At 58.8% G+C, this 19,488-nt stretch carries 20 protein-coding genes and 1 tRNA gene; 11 read left to right on the forward strand and 10 right to left on the reverse strand.

What is annotated here, in order from left to right; all coding sequences use genetic code 11:
• The first annotated feature begins 23 nt into the window (after positions 1-23).
• Positions 24-2,096: a lytic transglycosylase domain-containing protein gene (locus tag ACQZ5F_RS08130; RefSeq protein ID WP_448730560.1), complete on the forward strand. Its 2,073-nt coding sequence runs from the start codon at positions 24-26 to the stop codon at positions 2,094-2,096.
• A 164-nt stretch (positions 2,097-2,260) separates the two neighbouring features.
• Here ACQZ5F_RS08130 and ACQZ5F_RS08135 read toward each other — a convergent pair whose 3' ends face one another.
• The 4 genes from ACQZ5F_RS08135 to ACQZ5F_RS08150 form a co-directional block, all read right to left on the reverse strand.
• Positions 2,261-3,283 carry a porin gene (locus ACQZ5F_RS08135; protein WP_448739316.1) on the reverse strand — a complete coding sequence of 341 codons (1,023 nt, stop codon included), beginning with the start codon at positions 3,281-3,283 and terminating at the stop codon, positions 2,261-2,263.
• A gap of 572 nt (positions 3,284-3,855) precedes the next feature.
• Positions 3,856-4,872: a porin gene (locus ACQZ5F_RS08140; protein WP_046798746.1), complete on the reverse strand. Its 1,017-nt coding sequence runs from the start codon at positions 4,870-4,872 to the stop codon at positions 3,856-3,858.
• Between the two features lie 692 nt (positions 4,873-5,564).
• A complete protein-coding gene (locus ACQZ5F_RS08145; protein ID WP_225340079.1) occupies positions 5,565-5,873 on the reverse strand; it encodes a hypothetical protein in 309 nt (102 codons plus the stop codon).
• A 290-nt stretch (positions 5,874-6,163) separates the two neighbouring features.
• Positions 6,164-6,254: transfer RNA gene (locus ACQZ5F_RS08150), tRNA-Ser, on the reverse strand.
• A 163-nt stretch (positions 6,255-6,417) separates the two neighbouring features.
• On the opposite strand from ACQZ5F_RS08150, the gene ACQZ5F_RS08155 reads away from it, so the two are divergent.
• A complete protein-coding gene (locus ACQZ5F_RS08155) occupies positions 6,418-6,759 on the forward strand; it encodes a hypothetical protein (protein ID WP_046798710.1) in 342 nt (113 codons plus the stop codon).
• 95 nt (positions 6,760-6,854) lie between these two features.
• On the forward strand, positions 6,855-7,031 hold the full coding sequence (locus tag ACQZ5F_RS08160; RefSeq protein ID WP_167666306.1) for a hypothetical protein: 177 nt from the start codon (positions 6,855-6,857) through the stop codon (positions 7,029-7,031).
• A 3-nt stretch (positions 7,032-7,034) separates the two neighbouring features.
• On the opposite strand, the gene ACQZ5F_RS08165 is transcribed toward ACQZ5F_RS08160, so the two are convergent.
• Both ACQZ5F_RS08165 and ACQZ5F_RS08170 read right to left on the reverse strand, forming a co-directional pair.
• Entirely contained in the window at positions 7,035-7,835 is an 801-nt protein-coding gene (locus ACQZ5F_RS08165; protein ID WP_225340078.1) for an aldolase/citrate lyase family protein, read from the reverse strand.
• 7 nt (positions 7,836-7,842) lie between these two features.
• Positions 7,843-9,060, reverse strand: a complete 1,218-nt coding sequence (locus ACQZ5F_RS08170; RefSeq protein WP_225245315.1) for an NAD(P)/FAD-dependent oxidoreductase — start codon at positions 9,058-9,060, stop codon at positions 7,843-7,845.
• 328 nt (positions 9,061-9,388) lie between these two features.
• On the opposite strand from ACQZ5F_RS08170, the gene ACQZ5F_RS08175 reads away from it, so the two are divergent.
• Both ACQZ5F_RS08175 and ACQZ5F_RS08180 read left to right on the forward strand, forming a co-directional pair.
• Positions 9,389-9,736 (forward strand): hypothetical protein, encoded by a 348-nt coding sequence (locus tag ACQZ5F_RS08175; protein ID WP_046798708.1) that lies wholly within the window; start codon positions 9,389-9,391, stop codon positions 9,734-9,736.
• A gap of 126 nt (positions 9,737-9,862) precedes the next feature.
• Complete coding sequence (locus ACQZ5F_RS08180; protein ID WP_225340076.1) at positions 9,863-10,975, forward strand: pyridoxal phosphate-dependent aminotransferase; 1,113 nt, start codon at positions 9,863-9,865, stop codon at positions 10,973-10,975.
• Between the two features lie 392 nt (positions 10,976-11,367).
• Here ACQZ5F_RS08180 and ACQZ5F_RS08185 read toward each other — a convergent pair whose 3' ends face one another.
• Positions 11,368-11,634, reverse strand: coding sequence for an SEL1-like repeat protein (locus tag ACQZ5F_RS08185; RefSeq protein ID WP_046798706.1), 267 nt, complete (start codon positions 11,632-11,634; stop codon positions 11,368-11,370).
• 587 nt (positions 11,635-12,221) lie between these two features.
• On the opposite strand from ACQZ5F_RS08185, the gene ACQZ5F_RS08190 reads away from it, so the two are divergent.
• The 6 genes from ACQZ5F_RS08190 (at position 12,222) to ACQZ5F_RS08215 (ending at position 15,714) form a co-directional block, all read left to right on the forward strand.
• Positions 12,222-12,560 (forward strand): DUF2147 domain-containing protein, encoded by a 339-nt coding sequence (locus tag ACQZ5F_RS08190; RefSeq protein WP_052817917.1) that lies wholly within the window; start codon positions 12,222-12,224, stop codon positions 12,558-12,560.
• Between the two features lie 153 nt (positions 12,561-12,713).
• Positions 12,714-13,310, forward strand: coding sequence for an AAA family ATPase (locus ACQZ5F_RS08195; protein WP_225340075.1), 597 nt, complete (start codon positions 12,714-12,716; stop codon positions 13,308-13,310).
• A gap of 159 nt (positions 13,311-13,469) precedes the next feature.
• Positions 13,470-13,652 carry a hypothetical protein gene (locus ACQZ5F_RS08200; protein ID WP_046798704.1) on the forward strand — a complete coding sequence of 61 codons (183 nt, stop codon included), beginning with the start codon at positions 13,470-13,472 and terminating at the stop codon, positions 13,650-13,652.
• Positions 13,653-13,662: 10 nt separating this feature from the next.
• Positions 13,663-13,836 carry a hypothetical protein gene (locus tag ACQZ5F_RS08205; RefSeq protein ID WP_197283293.1) on the forward strand — a complete coding sequence of 58 codons (174 nt, stop codon included), beginning with the start codon at positions 13,663-13,665 and terminating at the stop codon, positions 13,834-13,836.
• A gap of 103 nt (positions 13,837-13,939) precedes the next feature.
• Positions 13,940-15,445, forward strand: a complete 1,506-nt coding sequence (gene amn / locus ACQZ5F_RS08210) for an AMP nucleosidase (RefSeq protein ID WP_225340074.1) — start codon at positions 13,940-13,942, stop codon at positions 15,443-15,445.
• Positions 15,446-15,504: 59 nt separating this feature from the next.
• Positions 15,505-15,714: a type II toxin-antitoxin system VapB family antitoxin gene (locus tag ACQZ5F_RS08215; RefSeq protein WP_225340073.1), complete on the forward strand. Its 210-nt coding sequence runs from the start codon at positions 15,505-15,507 to the stop codon at positions 15,712-15,714.
• A gap of 569 nt (positions 15,715-16,283) precedes the next feature.
• On the opposite strand, the gene ACQZ5F_RS08220 is transcribed toward ACQZ5F_RS08215, so the two are convergent.
• The 3 genes from ACQZ5F_RS08220 to ACQZ5F_RS08230 all read right to left on the reverse strand — a co-directional run bounded on the left by ACQZ5F_RS08220 (position 16,284) and on the right by ACQZ5F_RS08230 (position 19,399).
• A complete protein-coding gene (locus ACQZ5F_RS08220) occupies positions 16,284-16,754 on the reverse strand; it encodes an OsmC family protein (RefSeq protein WP_225340072.1) in 471 nt (156 codons plus the stop codon).
• 62 nt (positions 16,755-16,816) lie between these two features.
• Entirely contained in the window at positions 16,817-18,190 is a 1,374-nt protein-coding gene (locus ACQZ5F_RS08225) for an aspartate aminotransferase family protein (protein WP_225340071.1), read from the reverse strand.
• A 300-nt stretch (positions 18,191-18,490) separates the two neighbouring features.
• The gene (locus ACQZ5F_RS08230; protein ID WP_225340070.1) at positions 18,491-19,399 is read right to left on the reverse strand and encodes a diacylglycerol/lipid kinase family protein; all 909 of its coding nucleotides are present in this window, start codon (positions 19,397-19,399) and stop codon (positions 18,491-18,493) included.
• Positions 19,400-19,488 lie beyond the last annotated feature (89 nt).

Raw genomic sequence — 19,488 nt, forward strand, 5'->3', positions numbered from 1 at the left:
TCCGTCTGGCGATGAAGAACGGTATGAAAAAAACAGTTTGGGGATTGATGGCGGCGGGCCTCGCCGCAACCGTTTGGAACGCGCTGGCCGGGCCGCTGCCGGAAGGTGCGGTGCCGCTTCCCTATGTGAAGCCGAATGCGCCGACCGTTCCCGCCTTCATGCCCGCCTCGCCCGAGATCACCGGCGCCATACCGCGCCTCAACCGCCCCGATGATGCAAGCCAGCTGAAGGCCGGCCTCGACGCGCTTTCCAGCCGCGATGCGACGCGGGCGATTGCATTGCGCAACGCCATGCCGACCGGCGGCCTCGACCGGCATATTCTCAGCTGGGCAATTGCCGTTTCCGGCCAGAAGGATGTGCCTTCGTCCGAAATTGCCGCCGCCCAGCGCGAGCTTACCGGCTGGCCGGGTGCCGCCACCCTGCGTGCCAATTCTGAAAAAGCGCTTTATCGCGAAGATCCGCCAGTACCGCAGGTGCTCGCCGCCTTCGGCAGCAGCCGACCGGAAACCGCCGAGGGCACCGTAGTGCTCGCCAAGGCACTCGCCTCCTCCGGCAAGGTCGTGGACTCCCAGCGCCTCATTCGCCAGCTCTGGGTCAGCGAAGGCATGGATAAGGACATGGAAGATCGGGTGCTTGCCGAGTTCCCCGCCTATCTGACGCCCGCCGATCACAAGGCGCGCATGGATTACCTGATGTATCGCAGCCGCATCGGCCAGGCGAAGCGTTTCGGCGATCTGGGCAAGGCGCAGTCGCTTTATAATGCCTGGGCCGCCGTTCTGCAGCGATCCGCCACTGCGGGTGCCCTGCTGGGCAAGGTTGACGCCAATTGGCGCGGCGATCCCGCTTTCCTCTTCGCGCGCATAGAAAACCTGCGCAACCAGCAAAAATATCCTGAAGCGGCCGCCCTTCTGCGCCAGGCCCCGAAAGAGGCATCCAAACTCGTCAATCCCGGCGAGTGGTGGAACGAGCGGCGTATCATCGCGCGTGGCCTTGCCGATCTCGGCGATTTTGCCGAAGCCTATCGCATCGTCGCCAATCATTCCGCCACCTCGGCCGTCGATATCGCCGATGCGGAGTTCCATGCCGGCTGGTATGCGCTGCGAGCGCTGCGCGATCCGGCGGCGGCTTCACGTCACTTCGACACGTTGTTGCAGACCTCAAACCGGCCGCTTTCCGCCTCGCGCGCCTATTATTGGCTCGGGCGGGCGGCGGAAGTGGGCGGACCGGGCAATGCCCGTGACTTCTTCACCAAGGCTGCCGCCCACCCCGGCACGTTTTATGGCCAGCTGGCCGCCGCACGAATCGGCACCACGACGCTGAATGTTACATATCCCAGCCCAAGCAACGGTGACCGTGAACGCTTTGCCGGTCGCGAGGCCGTGCGCGCCATCGACCGGCTGGAGGCCGCCGGTTATGCTTGGCGCGCCGACAGTCTTTACCGGTCGCTGGCCGACCAGCTGGACAGCCCCGGCGAACTTGCCATTCTGGCGGCAAGGGCGGAAGGCAACGGCAATCATCAGGTTTCGCTGCAGATCGGCAAGACGGCCTTCAGCCGCGGCATCGATGCGGCAGCGCTCGCCTATCCGCTCGGCGTCATTCCCGCCAGCGCCAATATTGCCGGCTCCGGCAAGGCGCTCGCCTATGCCATCGCCCGGCAGGAAAGCGCTTTCAACCCCGCCGCCGTCTCCGCCGCCAATGCCCGTGGGTTGCTGCAATTGTTGCCGGGAACCGCAAGGGGCGTGGCCGGACGTCACGGCCTGCCCTATACGCAGGCGATGCTGACCAGCGATGCGGGTTACAACGCCACGCTCGGCGCTCACTATCTCGGCGAGCAGATCGACAGCTTCGGCGGTTCCTACATCCTCACCTTCATCGCTTATAATGCCGGTCCAAAACGCGTGCCGGAATGGATTGCCCGCTACGGAGATCCGCGCGGCAAGCCTATCGATGAAGTAGTGGACTGGATCGAGCGCATCCCCTTCCCCGAAACGCGCAATTATGTGCAGCGGGTGATGGAGAATTATCAGGTCTACAAGACCCGGCTTGGGCAACAGGCCGATATTGTCGATGACCTGCGCCATGGCCGTGCTGGGTAAGCCAGGCTCATCGGCAGATATCATTACAGAGCATTCGAGCACCGGCTGGCCCGGTGCTTTTTTATTTCCCGGATACGAATGACCGGCGCTGCAATGTGAAGCATTCAAACGAAAAACCCCGGCATTTCTGCCGGGGTTTCCATCACTGACAATGTCAGATCAGATTAGAACGTGCGCTGAAGGCGAACGAAACCGGTGACTTCGTCGTCACGGCCATCTTCATCGTAGTAGTTCGCGGTGATCTTCGTAGCCAGACCTTCGGTGATCTTGTAGTCAACCGTCAGACCAGCAGTCCAGGCATCACGGTCGCCAACGAAGTCGCCGTCAGCAGGATTGACGTCCAGCTTGCTGAGGTATTCGAAGCCGGGGGTAAGCGTCAGGCGATCCGTAGCCTTGATCGCGTACTCAACGGCAACAGCCCATTCAGACTTTGCGTAGTAAGCGCTGTCGCCCGAAGCCCATACACCGGCGAGGCCGAAGGTGCCCGGACCGATATCTGCAAACAGCATGCCGCGGACAGCAACGTTTTCTGCGTCGAAGTCGTAGCTGGCGATCAGGTTGGCGGTAACCGCGCCGAACTTGCCGCCGATCATGCCGCCGATGCCGACGTTGTTGTCTGCACCGTACTGGAACTGGCCGTACGAACCTTCAAGCTCGTCAACCGAGAGAGCAGCCTGGAAAGAGCCTGCGTCGTAGGTGTACTTGATCGAGTTGAACAGGGTATTGGTCGACAGGATGTCGGTTTCGCCGTTCAGATCGTCGTCCCACCAGCTGTAGAACTTACCGACCTTCAGGCCGCCGAGTTCGATGAAAGCCTGGTCAACGAATACGCTGGAACCAGAAGCAGTGCCGTTGTCAGCATTGCCGCGGAAGCCGATGAAGCCACGCAGAGCACCGAGTTCGGTGTCGGTGCGGGTGTCAACTTCGAACTGGGCGCGCGTGAACGAGTTCCAGTCAGACGTACCCTTGGCGTCACGGCCAAAGTTGGTCTGGAAACGGATGTAACCGCCGAACTTCAGGCAGGTTTCGGTGCCGGGGATGTAGAAGAAGCCGGTGCCGAAAGCGTCGCAAACGCGAACGTATTCGAGGGGCTCAGGCTCAGCAGCGACGATTGCGTCAGCGGCCTGTGCGCCGGATACTGCTGCGAGAGCTGCAGCGGAGCCGATGAGAAGGCTCTTGATGTTCATGGTTGACCTCCAGTCAAACGCTTAATCTTCTAAGCAGCGGGTGGGAAAGCACTAATGAATGCGTGCCGCTTATGAGGATGATTAGAGCCAAAACCGGGCGGACAGGCAATCGCAATCATGACGAAAGGAAGACAGTAAGGTGTCCTTAGTTTTTCATTGTTGCGAAATAGCTACAACTCTAACTGTCCCAGCGCCACTTCTTAATGAAGTGTTAATTTATCATTCATTTCATGTACTTACTATGAACGGCGAAACTCTTTCGTGAGCCATATCCGCCCAATCAACAAAATTTCGGCGCAGTCAGGCCATGGGAGGTTACCCAAAAAGCCATTTGTGACGTGATAGAATCGGGCACGTTCAACACTCGGAAATTGCTTATCATCCCGCTTGCATGCACCGCACCCGAGAAACGGCACTAAACGAATCAGCTGTCATCGACGTCGTCCAAATCCAGTCAGGGCCAGGTGCGGTCGAAACCGCCCAGTCAACATGCCCGTCCTGGGTGGAATCGAAAAAACAAAAAAGCCCGGCTCGAGAGCCGGGCTTTCCATCACTGACAATGTCAGATCAGATTAGAACGAACGCTGAAGGCGAACGAAACCGGAAACCTGGTCGTCACGGTTGTCGATGTCGGTGTAGTTAACAGCGATCTTCGTGGAGAGGCCCTGCGTGATTTTGTAATCGAGCGTCAGACCAGCCTTCCAGCCGTCGTCGTTCGAGAAGTCATCCCAGGAAACCAGGCCGTAGTTGCCGTAGTACTGAACGCCGGGGGTGATCGTCAGCTTGTCGGTTGCCTTGATGGCGTATTCCGCAGCAACTGCCCACTCGGAGACGTTGTAGTAAGCGTTTGCGCCGGAAGCCCAAACACCAGCCAGGCCAAGCGTGCCCGGACCAACGTCAGCCGTTGCGATCAGGCGTACAGAGCCGTTTTCGCGGTCGGTGTCGTAGCCGCCGATGAGCTGGAAGGAAGCAGCGCCGAGCTTTGCGCCAACGCCGAGAGCAATACCAACGTTGTTGTCAGCTTCGTTGAAGCCCTGAACGTTGATGCCTTCGAGTTCGTCAACCGAAGCGCCTGCCCAGAAGGAACCAGCGTCGTAGGTGTAACGAATGGAGTTGAACAGAGCGTTGGAAGACAGCTCGTCCGTTTCGCCAGAAAGGCCATCGTCCCACCAGCTGTAGAACTTACCGACCTTCAGGCCGCCGAGTTCGATGAAAGCCTGGTCAACGAATACGCTGGAACCAGAAGCAGTGCCGTTGTCAGCATTGCCGCGGAAGCCGATGAAGCCACGCAGAGCACCGAGTTCGGTGTCGGTGCGGGTGTCAACTTCGAACTGGGCGCGCGTGAACGAGTTCCAGTCAGACGTACCCTTCTTGTCACGACCGAAGTCGGTCTGGAAACGGACGTAGCCCTGGAACTTCAGGCAGGTTTCGGTGCCGGGGATGTAGAAGAAGCCGGTGCCGAAAGCGTCGCAAACGCGAACGTATTCGAGGGGCTCAGGCTCAGCAGCGACGATAGCGTCAGCAGCCTGGGCGCCGGATACTGCTGCGAGAGCCGCAGCGGAGCCGATCAGAAGGCTCTTGATGTTCATGGTTGACCTCCAGTCAAAGTTTTTAAAAGGGTCTGGGTTCTTTCGCTGAAGGACAGCATTCCCTGCCCCATTCCCGTGTTCTTAGAAGCCAAACGATCCACCGCCTCGCTTCTGGTCGTGAAAATACAAAAGGTTTCGCCGCTTGCAATCGCGAACATCCGATAAATAGCATTTACGTATATGCTTCATTTCGGTTTGTTGCGGAAACAACACACAGCGCCACACCGACCGGTGGGGGCTTTTACAATGCGTTAAGAATTTCCTTGAAAATCCGTTAGTTAGCGCGGTTAACAAGGTCTTTCTAAATCACCGGCCTTTTCGGTGATGTGTTGCTCTGCCGGCGGCATGTTGGGGAAATTTTTGCTTTGATCTATCGTGACACATGACACCACGCAGATGCGCCTGTCAGGAAATGACGGAAAAAGCCCTTCGTCCGACGACTGATTCACCTGACAACGATTCGAGAAGCGGAAGATGTCGCTTAATTGGCAAACTGATTTGCTCTCGGCGCGGTCTGCACCTTGTTGACTCGGGCGCTTTCCCTTTGCGCCTCCGTCCTCGCGATCTCGCTGTTGCGGCGGCCCGAAGGGGGCCGCGATGCCAGCCGGATTGACGGACTGGCCTAGCCTCGGAAATCAACGTGGAGATTGACCGGCCCTTTGCGCTCAGAACGAGCCGGTCGGAACACTTAGTCAGATGCCGTCCACCGCCGCATCGAGCGAATGTCGATCGATGCGCTCTTCAAGCGCGACCACAATGGCGTGCAGGAACTCCCGGCGGCGAGGCTCGGCGGCTGTCGCCAGCGTCATTGTCAGTCGCCCGCGGATCTTGTTCATGAAACCCACGTGGTCAAAGCGGTCGGCAGCGATATTCACTTCGACCTCATCCATGTAGTGGGACAGATGCGATCCCAGTTCAAGATTCGCGTCCATCTGGTACCGAGTGGCCATCTGCTCTGCAAGCGTGCCCATCTGCACGTAGGGGCCGTATTCGTCGATCATCAAATCTCCTTCGCATGCCTGAAAAACCTAGATAGGTGCTCTTTGTCAAAGAACGAGATGTATCCGGGGCGATCCGCGCAAAACACTGGGATCAAATTTCTAAAATATGCGTGATCGACCAGCTGGCCCCACTCCAGACTACGGGAGGGCCCATCAACGTGCGTTCGGCTTTACGATAAAAAAGTCGAAGCGTGCGCCGTAATTTGGATGCGGCCTGCAGCGCGCAGACAAATGAACAACAAACCAGTCAGCCTGATTTGTCCAACAATATAAGTCCTGGGAAAATTTGATGGCGGAGAGGATGGGATTCGAACCCACGATACGCTTTTGACGTATACTCCCTTAGCAGGGGAGCGCCTTCGACCACTCGGCCACCTCTCCGGTGCGGCCTGATTATTGCTTAAAAAAAATGAATGCAAGGCTTTTTCGCCAAGAAGCCGAAAAACCTGTTGGCTGAACAGCCGCGCGCGAAACTTTGCGGCCAATTCGGGAACTTCTTTAATGCCGGCACGTTCTCGCTTCGGTAACAAAAGAGGTGTTTCTAATGGCTCAGACCAAACTGAATGTTGTCGAAGACACGATCGAAAACCAGATTGCCGAGCTGCGCTCGCAAATCGCGTCGCTCTCCAAGTCCGTTTCCGCCCGTGCGGAAGGCGTGAGTGAGGATGCATCCGAATTTCTGGATGAGGCACGCGGTCGCGTTCGCAAGGCTGCGAGCAATGTCCGTGCGCAGGGCCAGAATGTGGTGGAAGCGGTCAAGGAAAATCCCGGTACGGCAACCTCGCTGCTGACGATCGTCGGCGCACTCGGTTTCGCAATCGGTTATGCGGTTGGTGCGGGTACGCAGCAGAACTCGTCGAACAGCAGCCTTTATCGCTGGCGCTGATGACGGCATGAGAGTTAGAATCAGGGCAAGGCGGCAAAGTCCCGCCTTGCCTTTTTTGCATTGATTTCAAGACAACCGATATGGGGGGACCGGAAATGCTGTTCAGCAACGATCTTGAAGAGGCATTGGCGGACTTTGCCAGAGATCACGGTATCGACAGGGACGAAGCCATCCACCGCATCGTCCGCGCCGCCCTTATCAACAGCGGCTACCTTGCATCCGGCGAAGAAGGTATTCCGCCGGAAAAGCTGAATGCCAGCAACGACGATTGAGACTTAGTAGCCCGATCTCGACGGCGCGGGTGCTGCCCCGCCCTTGTAGCGACCGGACAAGGCGCGCAGGGCGTTGGCGAATTCCGTGACATCGGCGCCGACAGCCACGAAGGACGCGCCGAGTTCGAGATAACGGCGATTATAGGTCTCGTTAAAGGTGAGAATGCCCGCGGCCTTGCCGGCCGCGACAATCTTGACGATCGCCGCTTCGATCACCGCCTGCACTTCAGGCTCATCGATCCTTCCGAGATAACCCATGTCGGCAGCGAGATCCGCCGGGCCTATGAAGACGCCGTCCACACCCTCCACCGCAAGGATATTGTCGAGATCGTTGATCGCGGCGCGCGTTTCGGCCTGCACCAGCAGGCAGACGCTATCGGAGGCGCTGTCGGCGTAATCGGTTATGGTGTTGAAAGCCGAGGCACGGGCCACAGCTGCTCCCATGCCGCGAATGCCCCGCGGCGGATAATGCATGGCGCTGACCAAACCTTCCGCCTGCGCTGCCGAATCGACCATCGGCACGAGAAGCGTGCGTGCGCCTGCATCCAGAAGCTGCTTGATCATCCAGCTTTCGCCGACCGGCACGCGCACGACCGGCTCGGCGGGCGACGTGGCAAGTGCGCGCAGCTGATCGATGATGCTGCGCAGATCGTTCGGCCCGTGCTCACCATCGATTACCAGCCAGTCGAAACCCGACGTTCCGGCGATTTCCGCCGTAATGGCCTCACCCATGTCAAGCCAGAGACCGATCTGCGGCTTGCCGGCATGGATGGCGGATTTGAAGCGATTTTCGGGAGCAGGCATGATGTCCTCAGGAAAGCAATAATTTCAGATCGGCGGAGGCATCCGCCAGGATGGCGCGATCCGGTTCTGCACCGGTATCGAGCAGTTTTTTGCCCGCGACATAGGCCTTGGCATCATTGACGGCATCCACCGCCACGAAACGCCCATCGCGGAAATACCAGACCGACCAGCTGCCTTCACGCGCGCCGGGCCGCAGTACCGTCTCGTCATAACCGAGATTGAAGCCGGCGATCTGCAGCTTCACCTCATATTGATCCGACCAGAACCAGGGTTTCGCCTCATAGGCGGTTTCAGTGCCGGCAAGTACGGCAGCGGTCGCCTCGGCCTGGTCGACGGCATTCTGTACCGATTCGAGACGCACAGACTGGCCGCGCCATGGCAGCAGGGCGCAATCGCCCACCGCATGAATGTCCCGATCGGATGTGCGGGTATAATTATCCACCACAATGCCGTTGCCGACCTCGAGGCCCGATTCGCGGGCAAGCCGGTCATTCGGCGTTACGCCGATGCCGACGATGACGAAATCCACATCGAGCATCGCACCATCGGACAGTTCGGCGGCGGCCACCCGGCCATCCATGCCGACAAGGCGCACGAGGCCCGTCTTTTCGCGAATGGAAACGCCGTTCGCCTGATGAATGTCGCGCATGATATCGGCGGTTTCTTTCGCCGCCACGCGCTGGAGAATACGGTCGGCCATTTCGATCAGCGTCACATCGAGGCCGAGCTTGCGGGCAACCGCCGCCGCTTCAAGGCCGATATAACCGCCGCCGATCACCAGCAGCCTGCGGCCCGGCTTCATCTCTTCCATCAACCGGTCAGCGTCGCGCTTGTCGCGAACGGTCAAGACCCCTTCCAGATCGCCACCGATGCTGGCGGGCAGCAGACGGGGTGCGGCCCCGGTCGCCAGCACCAGCTTGTCATAGGCAAGCGTGCTGCCATCCTGCATACGCACCGTTTTGGCCTTACGGTCGATATCTTCCGCCCAGGTGGACAGCCGGATATCGACATTATTGTCCGCGTACCACTCCTCCGGGCGGAACATCAGCCGGTCAAAACTCATCTCGCCGAGAAGGTATTTTTTGGAGAGCGGCGGCCGCTGGTAGGGATAGGCATCTTCAGAGCCGATGATGGTGATGGGACGCTCATCCTTCAGCGCCCGGAGCTTTGCCGCCAGCGCGAAAGCGGCCTGCCCCGCCCCGACGATTACCAGCCTTCCCGTCACGTTCCACTCCCAGACACGAATCGCGATCGGCCAACCCTGCCATGCTCGCGAAGCCATATTGCCGGATCAGGCGTAACGCCAAGTACGGCCCGCGTCAACAGCGCAGCCACGCCAGCCCGGTGCAAGCATGACACATTATCAGCACAGGCTGCGACACGCCTGCAACCGGACCGAGCCAAGCGCATTCTATCAAGGGAAACATCGGCTTGTGAAACGAAGATTGGCCCATGTCGAGACGGACAACAGACAATTGCGCGGATTTCCTTCATGACCTGGCAAGGAAGCCGCGTTAAAATCAGCATCAGGAGAGGCAATCCGGGAGGTTGTCATGGCTTTGCATATGGATCCCCGTCAGAACGTCCCCCAGGACGAGAAGTACGAGAAATTTCAGATCGACCGGCCCGGCAAGATCACCTTCATCGGGCATCATCTCAGCGCCAAGGACACCATGCGCTGCCTGGTGCGCACCATTTCCCTTTATGGCGCGGAAATCGAAGTCGGTCCGCATCTGGAAATGCCCGCCAATTTCTATCTGGAAATCCTCGGCATCCGCGATGAGATTGGCTGCACGCTGATCCGCCGCGAAGAGGAAAAGGTCACCATCGGTTTCAACATGCTGATCGATGCCGAATTCCTGCACCATGTGCGCCGGCTGAGTTTCGAGACCAGCGCCTGAGCCGGCACGGCGGCGGAAAAAACTGTTCCAAAACAGTCACTGGATAACCGGGCGCGGCTTGCGTCCGGTTTTTTTGCACCTATTGTGAGCCGGGTTTTCAAACACAGCTACCGGAACTTTCAGCCAATGTCCGCTTTCTCACGCCTTACGCCGCTTGCCGTCTCGCTCCCTTCAACCGTTCCTTTCGTTGGCCCGGAAGCCATCGAACGGAACCGCGGCCTGAAGGTGGAAGCGCGGATCGGCGCCAATGAAAGCGGCTTCGGCCCCGCCCCTTCAGTGCTTCTGGCCCTGCGTGACGCTGCGGCAGACACCTGGATGTATAGCGACCCGGAAAATTTCGAATTGAAGGAAGCGCTTGCCATCCATCACGGCGTTGCACGCGGCAATATCGCCATCGGCAGCGGCGTGGACGGATTGCTGGGTGAAATCGCCCGGCTGATTATCGAGCCCGGCACGCCTGTTGTCACCTCGTTTGGCGGTTATCCCACCTTCAATTACCATGTGAACGGTTTTGGCGGGAAACTCGTGACCACACCCTATGTGGACGATCACGAAGACCTTGATGGCCTTCTCGATCTCGTCATTCGGGAAAATGCGCCGCTCGTCTATTTCGCCAATCCTGACAATCCGATGGGAAGCTGGTGGGAGGCGAGCGAGGTCGTTGCCTTTGCGCGCGCGCTGCCGGAAACCTGCCTGCTCATTCTGGACGAGGCCTATTGCGAAACCGCGCCCGCCAGTGCCGTGCCGGCCATCGATGCGCTGATCGGCCAACCGAACATTTTGCGCATGCGCACCTTCTCAAAGGCCTATGGGCTCGCCGGCGCACGTGTCGGTTATGCCATTGGCACGCTCGGCAATGTCGAAGCCTTCGACAAGATCCGCAACCATTTCGGCATGGCGCGCATTTCGGTCGCCGGCGCTTTGGCGGCGCTGAAGGATCAGGCCTATCTGCATGAAGTCGTTGGTAAAATTTCCGACGCCCGTGAGCGTGTTTCCGCGATCGCCCGAAATAACGGCCTTTCGCCCCTGCCCTCGGCCACCAATTTCGTCACCATCGATTGCCACCGCGACGGGGCTTACGCCCGCGCCATCGTCGATGGGCTGATGGAACATGGCGTCTTCATCCGCATGCCCGGCGTCGCGCCGCTCAACCGCTGCATTCGTGTGAGCGTCGGGCCGGATGACAAGCTAGATCTTTTCGAGCAGGCATTGCCGAAGGTCCTCAAGGCGATCGGGTAAGCTCCCAACCCACCCTCATTCCTGTGCTCGTCACAGGAATCCAATCAGCCCAAGTCCTTGGGCTGGAGGGACTCTTTTCGCCGCGCAGACGCGCGTCGGCTGGATTCCTGTGACAAGCACAGGAATGAGGGTTGGAAAGTGCCGCGCGTTGCACGCATCGATTCAACATCCTCCCGCAAGCCCCTGCCCGCGAATCGTTTTCCGGCGAAGAGACATCGCCAAACATAAGAAAACCGCGCCGGCCTTGTTCCTGCCGGTCGCGGTTTGATGTGTCAGCGCAAAAGCTTTTTTTAAAGCCCTCGCCGCGTTCCCCTTCGGGTTTACTTTCGTTTGCACCGGTCATCGGGACTGGAGGGAACCGGACCGGAAATCTCACTGATAGTCTGGATGGATCAGTGCATCGTCATCCAGTCACGGGCAGCACGCAGCGCTTCGGCCAGTTCCGCCTTGGTCATGTTCCGGGCAAGATCTGCGCGCAACGAAGCGGCTCTTTCCGATCCGCGGATGGCGGCGATGTTGAGCCATTTGTGGGCCGCGACCAGATCCACCGTGCAGCCCCGGCCGGTCGCATAGACCAGGCCGAGATTGCAAAGGGTGTCGGCGCGGGTTTCGCCACCGGCAACTGCCATTTCGATATCGCGAATTTCAAAGCGTGCCATCGTTTTAATCCCTGTCTTCTGCCTGTTTCATCAATTGCCTTCTTGCCGAGGCTAACCTTCAGAACCGCCGTCTTATGCGGCTTTTTTGTTCTTTGGGCCGGCAGGTTTTCCCTGCGCTTTTGATGAGTTCACTATGCCTCAAGCCTTTCAACGGGCGCTTAAAAGGCATGATTAATGGGCCGCAAACAAACTGCAAACGATTGGTAAAATTGGGTTTTTGTTAAATATCATGAGGTGCGGAAATTAAGGACTTTCAGGCGATTTTTACGAAAAGTTTACATCTGGATTTAAACCCTTCGTTCACCACGATAAAAACATCGATTTTCAAATTCGCCCGTTTCAACTCCCTCGACCGTCGCAAATGCCTCTCCATGGCGGCAAATTTCTGTTTCCTTTTACGTTAACGTAAAATAGTATTCGCCTGCCTGTTATGAGGATGAAACAGGTAGAGGATAGCATGGCCAAAAGGGTGATCGCGTCGCAGGACGTCACACCATCGGCAATGCGGAACAGGGTTTAATGCGCATCCATTTCTTCGTGACCGATCCGGCTCAGAAGGGTCTGCGCAAATTTCGGGAGGAGTTTTTATGAAGCGCGTAATGATGATTGCCGCTGCCCTCATGATGGGCAGCAACCTTGCTTTTGCCGCAGAAGCCATTGAGGGCAACTGGAAGACGGCAAGCGGCGAAACCGCCGTGATCGGCCCCTGCGGCGCAGCGTTTTGTGTGACGCTGAAGACCGGCAAACATGCCGGAAAACAGATCGGCAAGCTTTCCGGCAAGGGAAACAACTACTCCGGCGACATCACCGACCCAGCCAACGACAAGACCTATAGCGGCTCCGGCACCGTTTCCGGCAATTCGCTGAACATGAAGGGCTGCGTGCTGAAGATCTTGTGCAAATCGCAGACCTGGACACGGTTGTAACAGCAGGACGGCGGGCGGGCCTTCGGCTCCCCGCCAGCCAACCCGGCGCGGCATCAGGAAACCTGCCTGTGGAACCGCGAATGGATGTCGCGTGGAACACCTGTGCCCGTTGATGTATCGTGGCCACCACGCGCACCCCAACGAGAGCCACGCATGCCCCTCCCCCTTTTGACGATCTTGATTGCCGGCACCTCGCATGTGGGCAAAAGCACCCTTGCCGGTCTGTTGAGTGAAAAGCTCGGCTGCGAAGCGATATCGACCGATAGCCTCGCCCGCCACCCCGGTCGACCTTGGCCGGGCATACCGGCACCGGTGGAGGACTATTACACGCAGCTTTCAGCGGAAACGATCCACTGGTTTCTGAAAGTGCATCACCAGAACATCTGGCCGCTCATCCGCTCGCTGATCGACAACACATCCGGCACCGGCAATCCTGCAATTTTCGAGGGCGCGGCCCTGCGCCCGGAATTTATCTCGCCCCTGCTCGGCGGCACTGTCGCCGGGGTGTTTCTGCATGCCGGGAATGACTTCCTTCTCGAGCGGATGCGTTCTCACGCCCAATACGACGATGCAACGGCCAGTCAGCGGCGGATCATGGACGCCTTCATCGAGCGCTCGCTGCGGGAGAATACCGAGATGCTGGCGTCGGCGCAGCAACATCACCTGCCGGTTGTCGACGTCACGAAACCGCAGGCACTCGAAACCCTCGTGGCCGATCTTGCCGCGCGCGCGGCCACCTCTTCTTCGTGATCAAAAGACGGGAGATCGAGGTCTCCAGCGAGACCATTGCGGCATTAATCTGTCCTGTCACCACCCGTTAACATCCCTGAACACCATATGAACCGGGGTCTCAGGGTCCGTTCAGTCCGAGTATGGCAAAACTCTGTCCATCAACTCCAATAAAGGGGAATGGACATGGCAAAGTTGATCAGCCGGTTGGCAATCTTCGCGTTTCTCATGGCGATCTTCGCGATGTCCTTCGCTTCGCTCGTCGTTAATCCCAACCGCAGTTTTCAGCGGGTGAATGCCGGCGCGGCAATTGCCTGCCAGCACAGCCCGGCGCCCGGCGCCAATTGCCCCGTCGTACTTTGAGGACCGGCCGATGACAAACAGTTTCTCCAACGGCCTCTTCTCCGCTCTGCGGCTGGTGCTGATGGCCTCGATCTTTCTCGGCCCGGTGGCGGGACTTGCGGTTTACAAGGCCGATCCTCGCCCGGCCTCCAAGGGCGCCGGTTTCGTACTCTTGATGAGCCTGCAGCGCGGCGCGCTCGGCTGATATCTCGCACACCCTTTATCGATCCGGCCGCATTTTCCGTTTCTTTTCAGTTTCTTCGTATTTCTGTCGCTTGCCTGTCGAAATTGCCCCCTTATAATGGGCCATGACAATAGCAAAACGATCGATTCCGCCCTTCACCTTCATCAGCCCCGAGCCTTTCGCACCGCAGTCCTTTACGGACCCGAAAGAAGCAGTCGAGGCTTTGACCGCGCTTTACGAACGCAATACGGCGTTCCTGATCAACTCCTTCACCGACCTTGCCAAGGGCGCGCCGATTGCCGGCCGTTACCGCGCCTGCTATCCGCAGGTCAGCCTTGAGACCGCAACCTTCGGCCATGTCGACTCGCGCCTCTCCTATGGTCACGTCACCGCGCCCGGCGTCTACACGACGACGATCACCCGGCCAGAGCTTTTCCGCCATTATCTCAAGGAACAGCTGGGGCTTCTGATGAAGAACCACGGCGTTCCGGTCACGGTGTCGGAATCGGCCACGCCCATTCCGCTGCATTTCGCTTTTGGTGAAGGCGCTTATGTCGAGGCGGCTGCCGCTTCCTCGCTGTCCGACGTGCCGCTGCGCGATCTGTTCGATACGCCCGATCTCAACAATACCGACGACCTCATCGCCAATGGCGAATATGACCAGGTGCCGGGCGAACCCGCGCCGCTTGCGCCCTTTACCGCGCAGCGCATCGATTATTCGCTTGCGCGTCTCAGCCACTATACGGCGACCAGCGCCAGCCATTTCCAGAACTTCGTGCTGTTCACCAACTACCAGTTCTATATCGACGAATTCGCCGCATGGGCGCGCCAGATGATGAAGAATGGCGGCGAGGGTTACACCGCCTTCGTGGAGCCGGGCAACATCATCACCCCCGCCGGCTCCGACAGGCCGGAAACCGACGCCGTGCTTGGCCGCCTGCCACAGATGCCCGCCTATCACCTGAAGAAAAAGGGCCATGCGGGCATTACGCTGGTCAATATTGGCGTCGGCCCTTCCAACGCCAAGACGATCACCGACCATATCGCCGTGCTGCGCCCGCACGCCTGGCTGATGGTCGGTCATTGCGCCGGCCTGCGTAACAGCCAGCGGCTGGGCGATTATGTTCTGGCGCATGCCTATGTGCGTGAGGACCACGTTCTCGATGACGACCTGCCGGTCTGGGTGCCAATCCCGGCTCTCGCCGAAGTGCAGCTGGCGCTGGAAGGCGCTGTGGCGGAAGTCACCGGTTACGAGGGCTTCGAGCTGAAGCGCATCATGCGCACCGGCACAGTCGCCACCATAGACAACCGCAACTGGGAGCTTCGCGACCAGGCCGGTCCGGTCAAGCGCCTGTCGCAATCCCGCGCCATAGCACTCGACATGGAATCGGCCACCATCGCCGCCAACGGCTTCCGTTTCCGCGTGCCCTACGGCACGTTGCTCTGTGTCTCCGACAAGCCGCTGCATGGCGAATTGAAGCTGCCAGGCATGGCGACGGAATTCTATCGCACCCAGGTCGCCCAGCATCTGCAAATCGGCATCCGCGCCGTGCAGAAGCTCGCCGCCATGCCGACGGAAACGCTGCATTCGCGCAAGCTTAGAAGCTTTTACGAGACGGCGTTCCAGTAAGATTGCGCATCTTCGCCCTCAAGGTGCTGATGTTGGTTTCTTCACCTTGAGGCATCGCAATGCGAGTAGCGATCGATCTGGATGACGCACTGATCGCAGAGATTATGGAAATTACCGGGCTGTCCGATGCTCAAGAGGCGGTTGAAAAGGCCCTGAGAGAATTTGTCCGGATACACCAGCAGAGACCCGCGCTCGATGAACTGCGGGGCATTGGCTGGCAAGGCGATCTAGATGAAATCCGCGATCGCTCGAGCACCGATGAAGCCTAGCGGATGAAGGCATACGAGAGCCGTCATCCTGCAATGTGACACACCGCTGCCCGGTTTAAATCTTGAGACAGGCTGCGTTGTAATGAAGTTGATCGCGAAGTGTGTGCGTCTTCTTGGCGTTACCCCTGGAACGAGCCCAATGCTGTTCGGTTTGAATTTTCGAGCACCATCTATGACATTGATTTTTAATGCTGTTCAGACGTATTCCATCGTTGGGGCACGAATGAAATATTGGGGCCATCCGATGAATGGCATATCCCGCCAAGCACTCTGACGTCATCCTCGGGCCTGTCCCGAGGATCTGCGACGTCCCGATTTTGTTGGCGTGTTTAGATCCTTGGGACAAGCCCAAGGATGACGCCTTAGCTTTTAGCGCGCTTCATCATTCCATATGGTGACGCCGCGTTTCGTCCATATCCGGCGCGTGGCGTCACGTCCGAAACGCAACTAGAATCACAATTACACGTGTCTTCCGGCAAGCTACCGCACGGCGGCGAGCAAGCGCGAGAATGATGGCGAGCGTGAAGGAAGCCTCTTAACAGCTCGCCAGGAACGGCTACCCGCATCTCCTAAACAGTCTTCACCGTCCCCTCCACGCGGATGGGAAAATTTACCGACCGGGCGATAAAGCACTTATCATGCGCATCATGGTGCAGCTCATCCGCCCGGGCGGCATCGCCCTTCGAGATGGTGATGACCGGTTTCAGCACCACTTCGCTGAATTGCCCGGCACCGTCCTTTTCCATCACCAGCGTGCCTTCGGCATTGTCGACATAGTCTTCAACGATGATGCCGTTGACCGAGCAGAAATGCAGGTACCAGAGCTTGTGGCAGGCCGAGAGCGAGGCGACCAGCAGGTCTTCCGGGTTCCAGCGGGAGGGATCGCCACGGAAGGCCGGGTCGGACGAACCGGCAATGTTCGCTTTTCCCGCCGTGGAAATCGTGTAGTCGCGTTCATAATCGCGATAACCCGACGTGCCCTTGCCGCGATTGCCGGTCCATTTCACCTGCACGGCGTAATGATGTTCCTGTCCTGCCATTGTCATTTCTCCCTTGGAATCTTTTTTCGCATTTCCTGACGGAAAACCGGTGTTCATTTTTCCTAGAAATGCTCGCGCGTATCGCGCAGGTGATCGAGCCCCTTACGCAACGTCTCGATGATTTGGTCGACTTCCGACCGGCTGATCGTCAGCGCCGGCGAGGCCAGCATTCGGTCGCCAGTCGCGCGCATCACAAGCCCGTTTGCCAGGCAATGGTTGCGCACTTCGGTTCCGATGTCGTCCGGTTTGGCGAAACGTCTGCGGGTCGCCTTGTCGGCGGTTATCTGCAGGCCGCCCATCAGGCCGACATTCACCGCCTCACCCACCAGTTCGTGGTCATCGAGGCTTTTCCAGCCTTGCGAAAAATAAGGGCCGATATCGTCACGCACCCGCTCCACCAAACCCTCATTTTCGATGATGCGAAGGTTTTCAAGCGCTGCGGCAGCGCAGACGGGATGGCCGGAATAGGTGAAGCCGTGGTTGAAGTCACCGACCTCAGACAACATCACCTCCGCCACACGATCTGAGACGATGACGCCGCCAATCGGCAGGTAACCGGAAGACAGGCCCTTGGCGACGGGTGCTAAATCCGGCTCCACGCCGAAATGCTGGTAGCCGAACCAGGAGCCAAGCCGGCCGAAACCGCAGATCACCTCATCCGACACCAGAAGGATATTGCGCGCCTTGCAGATGCGGGCGATTTCCGGCCAGTAGGTTTCCGGCGGCACGATGACGCCGCCCGCACCCTGGATGGGTTCAGCCACGAAAGCGGCGACATTCTCTTCGCCAAGCTCGTCGATCTTCGCTTCCAGTTCGCGGGCGACTTTCAGGCCGAATTCCGCGGGTGAGAGATCGCCGCCCTCGGCATACCAATAGGGCTGGCCGATATGGGCCACGCCCTCGATCGGCAGGTTGCCCTGCTCATGCATCCATTTCATGCCGCCGAGTGAAGCACCGGCCACCGTCGAGCCGTGATAGCCGTTGCGGCGGGCAATCACCTTGGTCTTCGTCGGATGGCCGAGCGCCTTCCAGTAAACGCGCGCCATGCGGAACCAGGTGTCGGTCGCCTCCGAACCGGAATTGGTGAAGAAGACATGGTTCATCTTCGGCCCGGCGCGCGAGGCGATCTTCTGCGCCAGAAGTGTCGCGGGCGGCGTGGTGGTTCCGAAAAACGCGTTGTAATAGGGCAGCTCGTTCATCTGGCGCTGCACGACATCGGCGATCTCGCGGCGTCCGTAACCGATATTCACGCACCAGAGGCCGGCAAAGGCGTCGAGATATTTCCTGCCGGTGCTGTCATAGATGAACACCCCTTCCGCGCGCTCGATGATGCGGGTGCCGGCGGCATTCAGCTTGCCCATGTCGGAAAAGGGGTGAAGGTGATGGGCGGCATCGATGGCGGCGAGATTGGACATCGGCTTGGAGACTTCATTCATGACAGATCGCACTCCCATAAAGGCGACGGCGCTCACGCTGCCGCGCCCGCCGAACATGGCCGGGCGGCTTCGATTTGGCAAGACTGGCGTTTTTTAGGGGGTATTGGGCGAGCGGAGGCTGGCTGTTTCTTCTCCCCGAGGGGGAGAAGGTGGCCCGAAGGGTCGGATGAGGGGGCGACGGCAGTGATAGATCGAGAGCTTTCCCCCTCATCCCGCTGCCGCGGACTTCTCCCCGGCGGGGAGAAGAAACAAGCGGCGACCACCCGATCCCTCGCGGTAGTCTCGCATCTCAGCCACACTTCATGCGAAAAACGCCGGCCCCACCAGTACCTTCAATTCGCCGGCGTGAACCTCCAGGGCCACGTCCCGTTCCATCGGCAGCAATTCGCCGTCGATGACGCAGCGCACATCATGGCGCTTCTTCGGGAAATGCAGTTCAACATCCGTCACGGTCATGGCCGTTACGGCGGCGTTTTCCTTCAGCCTGCCACGCAGAATGTCGAAAACGAGCTTTGCGACACCCGAGGGAGGCAGCGGATCGGTGAGGTAAAAACCGAGATGGCCGCCCGACACGCTATCCGCCACCAGCAGCGAATTCGGGCCGAACTCATTGTTGGAGACGGAAATGGCGGAGACCTTGCGATGCTGGGTTTCGCCGTTGACGGTATATTCCACCTCGAAGACCGGCGGATTGAGAATGACGCTGATGGCGGCGCGGATGCTTGCCTTGATCTTGCCGAGACGCGAGGCGAAGGCGAGATTGTTGCGGTAGCGCACCATGCGCGAATGCAGGCCCGCCGAGAACTGGTGGACGAAAAGCCTGCCATTGGCGCTGGCAATGTCGACACTGGCGACCTCGCCATTCGCCAGCGTCTCCAGAGACTGACGGATATCAAGCGGCAGCTTCAGCGAGCGGGCAAACAGGTTCATGGTGCCGGCGGGCACAATGCCGAGCACAATGCCCTGTTTCCAGGCTATACCGGCGGCCGCCGAAATGGTGCCGTCGCCGCCGCCGGCAATGATGCCTTCGATGCCCGGCTCCTCGGCGGCACGCTCCATTTCTTCGACAATGTCCCTGCCTGATACGAGACGGCAATCGATCACGTGCCCTGCGCGGGAAAAGACCTCGCGGGCGTGGTCGCAATAGGCATCCATATCCGTGGTGCGAAAGGTGCCGCCGTCACGATTGAAAATTGCAATGAGCTTCATGTTCCAACCTGATCCCGTGAGGCAGCCGCGCGTAAATGCCTGGGCTTATATAGGGTTCCAAACACCATCGCGTGAAGATGCTCTTTTAC

This window comes from Agrobacterium sp. 22-210-1 (assembly GCF_053522525.1).